Genomic DNA, 12,593 nt, shown 5'->3' with positions numbered 1-12,593 from the left:
GCCATCGCCAGATCCTCTCCCGGAAAAGCCAAAACCCGTTCGCCGGTCCCTCCGCTTTCCCATCGACGACAGCCAAAAATCAAGCAATCCCGCAAAAATGCAATAACTTGAAATTATCCCTGCCAGAAAATCATCCGCCCCCCGCGGCGGCCCCAAGCAAAACCGCGCACGGCGGCCAGCCCACAACTTTTCAATTTTTATTATTAATAATTCAATCAAACATAGGCTTGATGTTTACAATTCTTGTGCCTATACTTTGCTTAACAGAACAAATTAAATATAAACGAATTAATTTAAATAATTTGTTTATAGCACGCACGCGATAGCTCGCAGGCCGCCAACAGGGAGACTCAAATGAAAAAAGCCATACTGACACTGGCAGCGCTGGCCGCTCTGCAATCCGGCTTTGCCATGGCCTCCAACGGCGGCACCGTCAACTTCAGCGGCTCCATCGTCAAGGAACCTTGCGCCCAGAACAGCAGCACCTTGCTGAGCTACGCGCAAAATCCCCGTCAATACCAGGCCGCCCGCAAAATAGCGTCCAGCCAATCCTGCTCCGGCATCGACAATACCCAGTCGCTGAGCATCGCCGCCGTCAACATGACCGGCTCGACCACTCAAAGCAGCGGACAGCTGGTCACCATCGTCTACAACTGACCCGACACCACGCAAAAAAGCCTTCGGCCAAACGGCCGAAGGCTTTTTTCATTGTCGCCGCAGACGGATCGGCTATTGGTACAACATGTCGATCGTGATCGCGGTCTGCAAGCTGCCCGCCACCACGTTGGCCGTCCGCATGTATTCCGCGAACACGCCCAGTTGCGCCATTTGCGACTGCACGTTCACCACCCGGGTATTGTTGGTGCTGTTGGCGCCGATGTTGGCGCCGTCGGCCGAACTGCCAAAGTTGATGGCGACGCCCTGAGCCGAGCCGCCGGTATTGGCGAACAGCACCGGGTTGTTCGAATCGGCCGTGCCCGAGAAGCGGAAAGTCGCCGTCCTCACGCCGGTGGAGCAATTGGCGGCGGTGATGGTGAAGGCGTAGCGGGACAGCGCGCTGCCCACCGACGCGAACTGGCCACTGGCGACCGTAGGCAGATTCACCGTGTACTGCCCGTTTGCGCTCAGATCGCAGGTGCCGCCGGGCGTGAAAGTGACGCTCCCATCGATCAGCTGGTTGAAGTTGATGCCGGGCGCAGCGTTGATGCCGCCCTTGCCATCCAGCTGAAACACCGAGTACTGGCTGATCGAAGACGTGCCGCTGGATGGCGCGCCGCTGGTCTTCAACAACACGATGGAGTACGGCAGGTTCGTCCTGACGTAGCCATTCTGCGGTACATAGATGCCTGTATTGATCGCTCCGCTGCTCTGGGTGTAGGTCTGGCCATTGAAGATGATGCCGATCTGCAAGCCGGGAGCCAGCGTCCGGCCCTTGGGATTCACCCAGAAATACACATATTCGCCAACGCTCTGTGAGCAGTACAGGTTGAGGTTCTGCAATGACGACTGCCAGATGATGGTGCCCACCGGCGCGTTGGCGGAAACATACAAGTTGCCCGGCAGATTGAAGGTGGAGGTGACGTTGCCGGAACTGCTGCTGCCGTTCCAGCAACCCAGCGCGTGGCTGGTCAGCGGCATGGCCAGCATCAGCGCCAGCAGCCATCCATATACTCCGCTGCAGATCAGTTTCTTCATTTTCCTATCGCTTTCCCGGTATCTCTAGTGGCTCGCGCCAAACATCACAGCGGCTCGCAAACGGCATCGGTCCGCATATAGGCCGCGTCGCCCGTCTTCTGCGGCAGTTGATAGCTGAAACGGCATTGCTGGCCGGCGTCGCTGCCCCAGCTCGCCGTCAGCGGCTTGCCTTCCACGCCGCGCAGGAAGGCGCGTCCGCCTTGCCCCACCATGGTGAGGAAATCATCGCCGCCGCTGACCGTCGCGCCCACCGGCAGATGGCTGCCGTCCGGCCGCTTCAGCGTCACGATCACCGGCTTGCCCTGCTGGGTGTTGAATTTCAGCATCACGATGGCGCCGGCGCGCGGCGCGTCCTGCACGCTGGTTTCCTGCAATTCCACGTCTTGATCCATGCCTTTCGGATCCAGCGTGATTTCATTGCGGCGGTACGGCATCAGCGAGGACACCACCGCGTAGCCGTTCTTGTTGACGCGCACGCCGTTGGTGTTGCTCACCGCCGCGCCTTCGGCGCCCGGCGCCTCCACCACGGCGAAGGATTCGCCCAGCGACTGGGCCGCCGTCACGCCGCCCGGATGGAACACCAGCGCGCCGCTGATGCCGGCATTCGCCTGGGAGTTGCCGCCGCTCGAGCTCGCGCCCGCGGTCAGTGTCGCCACCGAGGTGGCGTACTGCACGCTGCCGCCGCCGCCGCTGCTGTTGGCGCCGGCGCTGCTGCGGTTGCCGCTGGCGTAGACGTTGTAGCTGAGGTTGCGCAATTCGCCGGTGGTGCCGCTCAGATTGACCTGCGCGTTGCCGCTGCGGTCGCTGCTGCCGCTGACGCTGGTGCTCAGCAGCGGAGAATACGGCTCGCGGCCCAGCGGCATCGACAGGCTCAGCATGTACTGGTTGACGATGCGGCCGGTCGAATCCTGGGTGCGGCCGGCGGACAGGTTCAGGCTCACCGACTTGAAGCTGTTGCTGTACCCCAGCTGGTAAGTCAGATCCCGGCCCTTCTGGTTCCAGTAATCCTGGGTCGAGCCGGTGAAGAACAATTGCCCGCGGCCCTCGCCCAGCGGCTGGTCGGCGTTGAGCTGGAATTTGTTCTTGGCGCGGTAAACCACGCCGACCTGGTTGATCAGGTTGGCGTAGTCGCGCAGTTCCAGATAGCCATCGGTGGAGAAGCGATAGGCGGCGACCGTGAAGTTGGTGCGGGTCGACTCCATCAGCTTGCTATAGGTCACTCGATAGCTCTGGCCCTGCATATTGGCGGCGCTGGCGTTGTACGGCAGATTGCGGGCCCAGGACTGGGTGACATCCAGCGCCAGCGCGCCCAGCGGCGTATTGACGCCGGAGCCGAACAGCGCCGACTGGTAATGGTCGGCGGCGATCAGGCCGCCGTACAGGGTCAGGCTGTTGCTGATGCCGCGCTGGTAGGTCGCCTGCACGAAATCGGGACGCTTGTTGAGCGAGTTGTCGCGCCATTGCGCCGCGGTGATCGCGTAACGGGATTGTCCTTCTCGCAGCAACTGGGGCACGGCGGCGTAAGGCACGACGAATTTGCGCACGCGGCCGTCCGCCTCGGTGACCGTCACCTCCAGGTCGCCGGAGAAGCCGGTGTTGTAGAGATCATCGATGCTGAACTCGCCCGGCGGCACCACGTTTTCGTAAATCAGATTGCCGTTCTGGCGAATCGATACTTTGGCGTTGGTCTCGGCCACGCCGCGCACCACCGGCGCGTAGCCCTGCATCGACTCCGGCAGCATCCGGTCGTCGGAACTCAGCTGCACGCCGCGGAATGGCACGCTGCTGAACATGTCTGAGGGCGTGAAGTAATCGCCCAGGGTCAGCACCGAATGCCAGTCGGTCACATCGCGCTGGGTATAGGCGGACGCGCCCTGGTAGTTGCGCTGGCTCTGGCCGTTGCCGCTGTCCTGCTGCGTCAGCGAGCCGTTATAGCGGAAGCGCCACAAGCCGATGTTCAGGCCGGCGTTGGCGCCGAAATAATACTGGGTCGACTTGCCGGCGGCGCCGTTGTCGTAGCGGTAGCCATTGGCGTTGTAATTGAGGAAGCCGGCGAACGGGGCGCCGGCGTCCCAGTATTCCGGCGCGACGTAGCCGCGCGCCTGGGCCCGCATGTATTTCTGCGGAATGCTGACATCCAGGCGCAGATCCGAGCTGTTGAAGCTGGAGAATGCTCCGGGCACCACCGTGGCGATGTCGACGCAGCGGGCGGGCTCATCCCGTCCAGGTACGCCTGCGGCATTCCCCACCTTAGTGAAGTCCACGCCCAGCTCGTCCATCATCGCGCGGTTGAAGCAGGCCAGCACCTTGCCTTCGGCCAGCTCCTTCATCTGCACGTCGCGGCGGCCGATCCAGACGCTATTGGCGTAGACGTCGGCGCGGTAATTGCCGGGAAAAGCCCCGCCCATCTGGTTGAAGCGGGAAAGATCGACTTTTTTCCCGTTGGAATTCTGATTGATAAAGACAGGATTGAACTGCACATCGCCCAGCGCGGCGTTTTCCGCCGCGGACGTATCCGCCAAGGCAGCCTGGCCGCCGAACAAGCCGAAAATCAACAGGCTGAGCGGGCTAAGGGCCCAGCTGTTATCGGAATGTCGTGTCATCAAGTGCTTCATGGCTAGATCGTCTCCTGCGGGAGCGCGCAGCCCCGGCAGGCCTACGCTGGAATTATCAGGGAGCTAAGGGCGCGCTGTGCATGACTGGGGCGCCGTAATCGTTGATGCTTTCGTAAGTGAGCTTCGCGCCGGCATCCGGTTTGAGCTTCAGGTCCTTCAGCGCGAAATCGTGGCTGCCGCCCGGCGGCACCATGCCGCCATCGGTTTCGTACTCATGCTTGCCCACCAGCAGCATCGCCCGGTTCAGCGAGACGTTGTACGCGGCGCGGTTGGACGCGCGCAGCATGTAGCCCTTGCCGCCGGCCTGCGGCAACAAGGTCCAGGAAAGCTTGTCGGCTGCATCGTCCGGCGTGCCCTGCAGGCCGGTGGGACGATAGAACAGCTTGATGCGGGAACGGAAAGCCACTTGCATGAAATTGCGCTGCTCGTTGCCGGCCTTCGGCAGCGGCGGCACATCCAGCACGTTCAGCCAGAACACCGATTCGCGCTCTTTGGGCAGATCGGCGCCAGTGAAGGTCAGACGCAAGGTTTGGCCTTTGGCCGGGTCCACGCGGAAAATCGGCGGCATGATCAGGAATGGCGCGTCGGCCGTGTCGGGAACGGATTTCTCGTTGCCGCTGTCGGACCACACCTGCACCAGGGAAGGCTCCTTGCCCGGGTTGTTGACCTTGACGGTCACTTCGCGGTCTTCCGCCTTGTACACGACGCGGGTTCCGGAAATCACCACGCCAGCCAAAGCCGCGCTGGTCCATACCGAGCCGGCGACCGCCAGGGCGAACGCTCCTCGCCATACTGCTTGTTTCATTTCCTAACCCGCCTCCATGCAAAAGATGCCGGCAGGCGGCTCGAAGGCCGCCCGCCGGATGACGCCTGTTACTGGTAGGTCATCGAGTACTGAACGCTGGTGTTCACCGAACCCGCGCCAGCCGCGCCGGTGGCGATGTACTGGGCGTAGTAGCCCATGGTGGCGGCGCCGCCGCTGATGGCGACTTGCTGCGAGTTGGCGTTGGTGCTCAGGTTGATCGCGTTGAAGGTGTTGTTCAGCAGCTGAACTTCAACGTTGGAAGCCGAGCCCGCGCCGGTGCTGTTCAGCAGGTTGCCGGAAGTCGGGTTCACGGTCGGGCCCACTTCAAAGCGGGTCTGCGCGCTCTTCAGGCTGGACGGGCAGTTGCTCAGATTGATCGCAAACGGGGTCGCGCCGGCGGTCTGGCCGGTGCTGGCCAGCGAGGAAGCGCCCACGGTCGGCAGGTTCACGGTGACGTTGGAGCCGGAAGTGCCCGCGATGGTGCAGGTTTGCGCGACGATGTTTCCAGTGACGGTGATTTTGCCGTCAGCGGCCATGGCGCCGGAAGAGTACACGCCCAAGCCGATCAGAGCTGCGGTTACGATCTTTTTCATTTAAATAGTCTCCGTTTAAATTGCAGGCAGTGCTGTTGCCCGATTGCCTGCCCGCCAGGGGCAGAAGTTGAAGAGCAGTCCGACACGTCAAGGCATCTTCGGCAATCTTGCGATCCCTGCCTGCACTTGAGATGTTCCGGCGCCGAGCCCGTCCCGCGGCCGGCTTCATTGCCGCCAATTTTCAAAAAAACAATAATCAGATTTCACAAAATACATCAAATCCAATCAAAGCCGTCTGACAGTCGTTCGTCATCAGATTGAAAAAATAGGCGGGCAAACCCTGAAGATCGGCGACGGACGCCGTTGAAAACAGCCGTCTGTCGCCTTACATGGCTGGACAATGCTCAGCTTCATCGCATCTGGCATCCCTTGCCGGAAGCCTCCGCTTGCGCGGTTTTGCTGCGATGTAGACGTTAGGTTAAATCAAAAAAGACATAACTTTCAACATCCTCTTACTTGAGCATATGTGTCAAAATTAAAAACAATCCATTGATTAAAAAGGATTTTCATCAAGATATTAGTTTGTCATTACTGTACTGACGTGTCGCATTCTTGCATCAAATTAACAACATTTTAAACTTATAATTTAATAAATACGCCAAATTCCAAAGAAAAGGCAAATCATAATGACATTTTCATTTCCATCGCCAATAATGCCCCAGTCGCCACTATCCGCTCCGTCATCGCGCAGTTAGACTGAACGGCTTCGCACCGAACGGAAACCATCCCGAGATGATGCTCTCCACCAGCCAATACCTGACGCTCAATCAACGCCGCTATCACCTGCGCCGCTGGGGCGATAACAACGCGCCCCTGCTGGTGCTGCTGCACGGCTGGATGGATAGCTCCGCCACGTTTCAATTCATGGTGGACGCGCTGCAGGGAAAGTGGCGGATCGTCGCGCCCGACTGGCGCGGCTTCGGCGATAGCCAGTGGAATGACGGCAGTTATTATTTCCCAGACTACCTGGCCGACCTCGACGATCTGCTGCGCCAACTATCGCCGGACCAGCCGGTAAACCTACTGGGACACAGCATGGGGTCGATGATCGCCGGCATCTACGCCGGCGTCTGCCCTCAGAGGGTCGCGAAGCTGGTGCTGGCCGAGGGCTTCGGCCTCAACCCCACCCGCCCGGCCGAGGCGCCAGGCCGTTACAGCCGCTGGCTGCGGGAAATCAGTCAAGCGATGGGGTTCGAGCCATTGGAGAGTCTGCAACAGGCGGCGAGCAGGCTGATTGCCCGCAATCCAAGTCTGACGCCGGAGCGGGCGCTCTGGTTGGCCGCAGAGCTGACCCGGCCGGTAGACGGCGGTGTGGTCTACCGCGCCGACCCGCGCCATAAAATGGTCAACCCTGTGCTGTACCGGCTGGAGGAGGCGATGGCCTGCTGGCGCCGCATCACCGCGCCGGCACTGTGGCTGCTGGGCGAGCAGCCGTTCGGCCACTCCGTCGTCAGCGATGTGATGGCCACGCTGGACCAACGCCGTGCCTGTTTCGCCCGGCTCAGCGAGGCCACAATCGCCGGCGCCGGCCATATGCTGCAATGGGATGAGCCGGAACAGATGGCGGCCGAAGTCGAACGCTTCCTGCTGTGGCAAGACTAAGGCCGCTAATAAACCTCGAAGATAACCTGAGCTAAGATGCGCCGACGCAGCCACCAGCGGTACGGCAAGTAGGCGCAACAGAGGATCAGTTTTTTTCCAGCGGGTTTGAAAGGGCCGGAACGACTCCGGCCCTCGGCGGCTAGCCCAAATAGCGCGCTTCAAGATGCGCGCGGTAATGAGCCGGGTTCAACGCTTCACCGGTGGCGCGCCGAACCAGTTCGTCGGTGCTCCAGCGGCTGCCCTGGCTCCAGATGTTTTCGCGCAGCCAACCGAATACCGGCTCCAGTTCCCCGCGGCCGATCTTGTCGTCCAGCCCCGGCTCTGCTCGCCGCAGCGTCGCGAAATACTGCGCCGCGTACATCGCGCCCAGCGTATAGCTGGGAAAATAGCCGAATGTGTCAGTCCAGTGGATGTCCTGCAAACAGCCGTCGCGATAGTTGCCGCGCGTGTCCACGCCCAGGTAGGCCATCATCTTCTCATCCCATAGCGCCGGCACGTCTTCAGCCTCGATTTCGCCGTCGATCAGCGCGCGCTCGATCTCGAAGCGCAGGATCACGTGCGCCGGGTAGCACAGCTCGTCGGCGTCGACCCGGATGTAGCCGGGCTCGACCCGGGTGAACAGCTTGGCCAGGTTGTCAGCGTCGAAGGCAGGCTGATCGCCGAAATGGCGGCGCAGCATCGGCGCAAGCAACTGCAGGAAGCCGCGGCTGCAACCCAGCTGCATTTCGAACGACAGGCTCTGGCTCTCATGTATGCCCATCGAACGGGCGCGGCCGACCGGCAGCGACAGCAGATCGCGCGGCAAGCCCTGCTCGTAGCGGGCATGTCCGGTTTCATGGACGATGCCCATCAGGCTTTGGGCGAAATCGTCGTCGCGGTAGCGGGTGGTGATGCGCACGTCCTCCGGCACGCCGCCGCAGAACGGATGGGTGCTGACGTCCAGCCTGCCGCCGTCGAAGTCGAAGCCCAGCAGCTTCATCGCCTCCAGGCCCAGCTCGCGCTGCCGCTCGACCGGGAACGGCCCCTGCGGCCGGATCACCGTCTCGCCGGCCTGCTTGGCGCGCGCGCGTTCGATCAGGCCGGGCAGCCAGGACTTCACGTCATCGAAGATGCGCGCGATCTCGGCGCTTCGCATGCCGGGCTCATACTTGTCCAGCAGCGCGTCGTAGCGGCTGACGCCGTTAGCCTCGGCCAGCAGCGCGGCCTCTTCGCGCGCCAGCCTCAGCACCTCGCGAAAATTCGGCAAGAAACCTTGCCAGTCATTGTTCTTGCGCTGGCTGCGCCAGGCATGCTCGCAACGGGAAGCCGCCAGCGTCTTGGCCTCCACCAGTTCGGCGGGCAACAGATTGGCCTGTCGCCACTCCCGGCACATCTCACGCAGGCTGGCGCGTTGCGCTTCGTCCAGATTTTCCTGCTCGGCGCTGCGCAGCTGCTGCGCCAGCTCCGGAGCGGTAATCAACTGATGCATCAACACCTGCAGCTCGGCCTGGGCGGCGGCGCGCGCCTCGTTGCCCTTGGCCGGCATCATCGCCGCTTGGTCCCAACTGGCGATGGCCCCCAGGTGGGCGAAATGATGCAGCCGCTGAAAAGTGCGGGTCAGGCTCTGATAGGCCATCTGATGTCCCATTGCGTTCTCCCTTGTGTGGAAAATGAATGTTCACACCAGTTCTTCATTCGGTCAATGCCATGAATTTTATTAGGGAAAATCGATCTTCCAGCATGCCGCACACAGGAGAAACCAATGAATTTTACTCACTAACAACTCAGGATGACGCGCTCTTGCGGTGATGGGAGAAGGGGAAAGACTGCCAATAACCGAAATACTCGCGCACCAGCGCCAGCAGCTGCTGCCGGGCCGCGGCGTCCGCCAGATGCTGCAACAGCGCGTCCACCGCCATCCGGTAATGGCTGGAGGTGGGAGGATGGGGATCGAGCAAGAAAAGCAAGGCCTTGAGCAGATGTTCGCGCTGGCGGATATCGGCCTCGTCGGCGCCGTCTTCGAACGATTTGCCCAGAAACAGGCCCAGCGAGGGCGGAAAGCGCGAAAAGCCGGATTCGCGCATCGCGCCCAGCAGCGCGCTAAGATCGCCATGCCAGGGAAAATCCGGGTTATGGATGGAAAAGCCGGCTCGGGCCGTCATCTCCACCATTTTCTTCATGTCGTCGAGCCAGAAGTAATAAAACTCCCGGGCGCAGGTGATGGCCAGCACCCGCTCGGATTGTCCGCAATCCGCGACGAAGCCGCCGACATGGGCGTGATAATCGCCGGAAGTCCGCTTCGCGCCGGCGAGCCGGGCCAGCAAACGCCCCAGCATTTCCCGCCGCGCAGCCACCACCCCCTCGTCGGCGCCCAGCCGGGCGATCAGCTTCAGATAGGCATCCAGCGTCGCCTCGCGGGGATTCATGCCCCAGCCCTCGCAACCATCGCACTCTCCCATGGCGGCGGAAACGCCGCGCCTCCGATAGCGATAACGCAGCCGGAGCCGGCAGGAGGACAGACGGCCCTAAACGCGGCGCGGACGCAGCGCCAGCCGCAGATCCCGTCCCACCTTGCCGATGTCGGCGATATCCAGCTCGATCTTGTCGGCCAGATCCTCCAGCGCCGGCCAGGCGAACAAGCCGCGGGCGGCGTCGCCGGCCAGCGACGGTGCCAGGTACAGCACGATCTCGTCCACCAACCCGGCCCGCAGCATGGCGCCGTTGAGGCCGGCTCCGGCCTCCACCATCAGTTCGTTGACGCCGCGTCCGGCCAGTTGCGCCAGCAGATCGGCCAAATCGGCCTTGTCGTCGCGGCGCGCCAACGCCAGGACGTCCACCCCGCGTTCGCGGAACGCGGCCAAGCGGCCCTCATCCGTCTCGCAGCTGGCCAGCAACGCGCCGCCGTCCTGGTAGACGCGCGCGCCGGCATCGGTGCGCAGATCTCCGTCCAGCACCACCCGCCAGGGCTGCACCGCCACCTGCAGCTCGCGCACGGTCAATTGCGGATCGTCGGCCAGCACGGTGCCGCTACCGGTCAGAATCGCGCCATGCGCGGCGCGCAGCCGCTGCACGTCCATCCTCGCCTCCGGCCCGGTGATCCACTTGCTGCGGCCGTTCAGCAGCGCGGTTTTTCCATCCAGCGTGGCGGCCGCCTTCAACGTCACCCAGGGCCGGCCGCGCTCGACGCGCGACAGGAAGCCGCGGTGCGTCCAGCGCGCCTCGGCCTCCATCAACCCCGCCGACGCCTCGACGCCGGCCGCGCGCAGCATGGCGATGCCGCGGCCCGACACTTCATGATAGGGGTCCACCATCGCCGCCACCACCCGCGCGACGCCTTCCGCGATCAAGCGCTCAGCGCACGGCGGCGTGCGGCCATGGTGGCTGCACGGCTCCAGCGTCACATAGGCGGTGGCGCCGCGCGGGCTTTCGCCGCGCGCCAGGCAGTCCTTGATCGCCTGGATCTCGGCGTGGTCGCCTCCCACCGCCAGCGTCGCGCCCTCGCCCACCACCCGGCCCTTGTTGACCAGCACGCAGCCGACGCCCGGGTTTGGCGCCGCCCGGCGCGTCGCGCCCTCGGCCAAACGCAGCGCGCGCTGCATATACAGGTAGTCGTCGGGGCGGTAGTCCGTCATGTTCGATTCTTCCACTCATCGGCCAGCAGGCCGTAACAACGCATATTCCAAAAACGACCGCGTAGAAACTGCGCGTCGCGCAGCTCTCCTTCCAGCTTAAAACCCAGCCGTTCGGCGACGCGGCAACTGCGCAGATTCTCCGGCGCGCAGCCCAGCTCCACCCTATGCAGCTCCAGGTCTTCGAACGCGTAGTTCAACAATAGCGTCAACGCCTGCGACATCACGCCCCGGCCGACATGGCTGTCGGCCAGCCAGTAGCCGAGGCGGGCATAGCGGTGGGCGGCGCTGATGCCGTGCAACGAGCAAATGCCGGCGATTTCACCGTCCGCCAGGATCACGCGGTGCGCGCAGCGTCCCTCGTGATTGCCTTCCGCCTGCAAGCGCAGGAAGGCTTCGGTGTCCGCCGCCGATTGCGGTTTGACGATGCCGGACAACCATTGCGACAAGGTGCCGCGGTGGCGTTCGATCAGCGCATAAATCCACTCGGCGTCGCCCGCCGGATCCGGCGATCGGATCTCCACCAAGCTCATCGACGCGCCCGCCACTCGCCAGCCAGCATGCTGTACTGGCAGGCGTCATGATAACGGCCATGCAGATGGAGCCCCTCGCGCTGCGCGCCCTCGCGGACGAAGCCCAGGCACTCGGCCAGCGCGCGGCTGCGGGCGTTAGCCACGCCCGCCACGATAGCGATCCGGTTCAAAGCCAACTTGCCGAAGCCGATGTCCAGAGCCTGCGCCACAGCTTCGCCCATCACGCCCCCGCCGACGAAACGGTCGGCCAGCCAATAGCCGAGAAAGCCGGAGCGATGCAGCCTGCTGATGCCGTGGATGTCGATGCAACCAGCCAGTTCTCCATCCCGCTCGATCAGCCAGGACGCGCAGGCCCCGCCATTGCGCGCGCCGTCGGCGGCGCCGGCCAGGAACTGCCGGCTATCCTCGACGCTGCGGGTGGCATCCACCCAGGGCAGCCAGGCGCGCAGCGTGCCGCGGCTTTCGTCTATCAATGCGAACAGCCGCTCGGCGTGGATGACGTCGGGCGGCAGCAGGGCAATGCGTGTCTGGGCGATGGCGGTCATGGCATCTCGAAAATGACAATTAAATTACCCAGCCTAATCAACCCAATATCGGACTGTCAATGCGAGGACTTCTGAATTTCCTTGATCGCGTCGGTAAATTCTGAGATATCCTGAAAACTACGGTAAACCGACGCGAAACGGACATAGGCCACCTTGTCCAGCCGCGCCAGCTCGTTCATCACCATCTCGCCGATCTGCCGGCTGCTGACCTCGCGCTCACCCAGTTGCAGCAGCTTGTGGCAGATGCGGTCTATCGCCTCGTCCACCAGCGTGGTGGACACCGGCCGCTTGTGCAGCGCGCGCAGGAAGCTGGTGCGCACTTTCTCGATGTCGAACTCGGAGCGATGGCCCGCGGTCTTCACCACCTGCGGCATGCGCACGTCGGCGGTCTCGAAGGTCGTGAAACGCTTGTCGCAGGCCGGGCAGCGGCGGCGACGGCGGATGCTGCTGCCGTCCTCGCTGACGCGGGAGTCGATCACCTGAGTGTCCGAGTTGCCGCAAAACGCGCATTTCATGACAATAATCCTGTGGGTTGCAATAGTTGGATGTTATCAGCAATGCCGCCCGCCCGCACCGCCGGCCATGGCTCGAGCCGGC

12 protein-coding genes are annotated in these 12,593 nt (G+C 62.7%); 2 read left to right on the top strand and 10 right to left on the bottom strand.

What is annotated here, in order from left to right:
- Window positions 1-354 precede the first annotated feature (354 nt).
- A complete protein-coding gene (locus LQR33_RS08050; RefSeq protein WP_231468280.1) occupies window positions 355-657 on the top strand; it encodes a hypothetical protein in 303 nt (100 codons plus the stop codon).
- Between the two features lie 72 nt (window positions 658-729).
- Here LQR33_RS08050 and LQR33_RS08045 read toward each other — a convergent pair whose 3' ends face one another.
- The 4 genes from LQR33_RS08045 to LQR33_RS08030 form a co-directional block, all read right to left on the bottom strand.
- Window positions 730-1,695: a fimbrial protein gene (locus LQR33_RS08045; RefSeq protein WP_166438932.1), complete on the bottom strand. Its 966-nt coding sequence runs from the start codon at window positions 1,693-1,695 to the stop codon at window positions 730-732.
- A 44-nt stretch (window positions 1,696-1,739) separates the two neighbouring features.
- Window positions 1,740-4,298 carry a fimbria/pilus outer membrane usher protein gene (locus LQR33_RS08040; RefSeq protein WP_221664850.1) on the bottom strand — a complete coding sequence of 853 codons (2,559 nt, stop codon included), beginning with the start codon at window positions 4,296-4,298 and terminating at the stop codon, window positions 1,740-1,742.
- 67 nt (window positions 4,299-4,365) lie between these two features.
- Window positions 4,366-5,115: a fimbrial biogenesis chaperone gene (locus LQR33_RS08035; RefSeq protein ID WP_231468278.1), complete on the bottom strand. Its 750-nt coding sequence runs from the start codon at window positions 5,113-5,115 to the stop codon at window positions 4,366-4,368.
- 68 nt (window positions 5,116-5,183) lie between these two features.
- The gene (locus tag LQR33_RS08030) at window positions 5,184-5,708 is read right to left on the bottom strand and encodes a fimbrial protein (RefSeq protein WP_021476998.1); all 525 of its coding nucleotides are present in this window, start codon (window positions 5,706-5,708) and stop codon (window positions 5,184-5,186) included.
- 732 nt (window positions 5,709-6,440) lie between these two features.
- Between LQR33_RS08030 and LQR33_RS08025 the strand changes: the two genes are divergently transcribed.
- Window positions 6,441-7,310, top strand: a complete 870-nt coding sequence (locus tag LQR33_RS08025; RefSeq protein WP_166438935.1) for an alpha/beta fold hydrolase — start codon at window positions 6,441-6,443, stop codon at window positions 7,308-7,310.
- 139 nt (window positions 7,311-7,449) lie between these two features.
- Here the strand turns inward: LQR33_RS08025 and LQR33_RS08020 are convergent, their stop codons facing one another.
- The 6 genes from LQR33_RS08020 to nrdR all read right to left on the bottom strand — a co-directional run bounded on the left by LQR33_RS08020 (window position 7,450) and on the right by nrdR (window position 12,511).
- Window positions 7,450-8,937, bottom strand: a complete 1,488-nt coding sequence (locus LQR33_RS08020) for a carboxypeptidase M32 (RefSeq protein ID WP_221665614.1) — start codon at window positions 8,935-8,937, stop codon at window positions 7,450-7,452.
- A 136-nt stretch (window positions 8,938-9,073) separates the two neighbouring features.
- Window positions 9,074-9,715, bottom strand: coding sequence for a hypothetical protein (locus tag LQR33_RS08015; RefSeq protein WP_166438937.1), 642 nt, complete (start codon window positions 9,713-9,715; stop codon window positions 9,074-9,076).
- Window positions 9,716-9,814: 99 nt separating this feature from the next.
- Complete coding sequence (ribD, locus tag LQR33_RS08010; RefSeq protein ID WP_231468276.1) at window positions 9,815-10,921, bottom strand: bifunctional diaminohydroxyphosphoribosylaminopyrimidine deaminase/5-amino-6-(5-phosphoribosylamino)uracil reductase RibD; 1,107 nt, start codon at window positions 10,919-10,921, stop codon at window positions 9,815-9,817.
- Window positions 10,918-11,451, bottom strand: a complete 534-nt coding sequence (locus LQR33_RS08005; protein ID WP_166438939.1) for a GNAT family N-acetyltransferase — start codon at window positions 11,449-11,451, stop codon at window positions 10,918-10,920. Before LQR33_RS08005 ends, ribD begins: the two co-directional genes overlap by 4 nt.
- Window positions 11,448-11,996: a GNAT family N-acetyltransferase gene (locus LQR33_RS08000; RefSeq protein ID WP_231468274.1), complete on the bottom strand. Its 549-nt coding sequence runs from the start codon at window positions 11,994-11,996 to the stop codon at window positions 11,448-11,450. The genes LQR33_RS08005 and LQR33_RS08000 overlap by 4 nt, the downstream gene beginning before the upstream one ends.
- Before the next feature lie 56 nt (window positions 11,997-12,052).
- On the bottom strand, window positions 12,053-12,511 hold the full coding sequence (gene nrdR, locus LQR33_RS07995; protein ID WP_021476991.1) for a transcriptional regulator NrdR: 459 nt from the start codon (window positions 12,509-12,511) through the stop codon (window positions 12,053-12,055).
- Window positions 12,512-12,593: the final 82 nt, after the last annotated feature.

Origin of the sequence: Chromobacterium piscinae, from assembly GCF_021129175.1 — a bacterium.
Lineage (GTDB): Bacteria > Pseudomonadota > Gammaproteobacteria > Burkholderiales > Chromobacteriaceae > Chromobacterium > Chromobacterium piscinae.
This window is presented reverse-complemented; position numbering and strand designations above follow the sequence as displayed.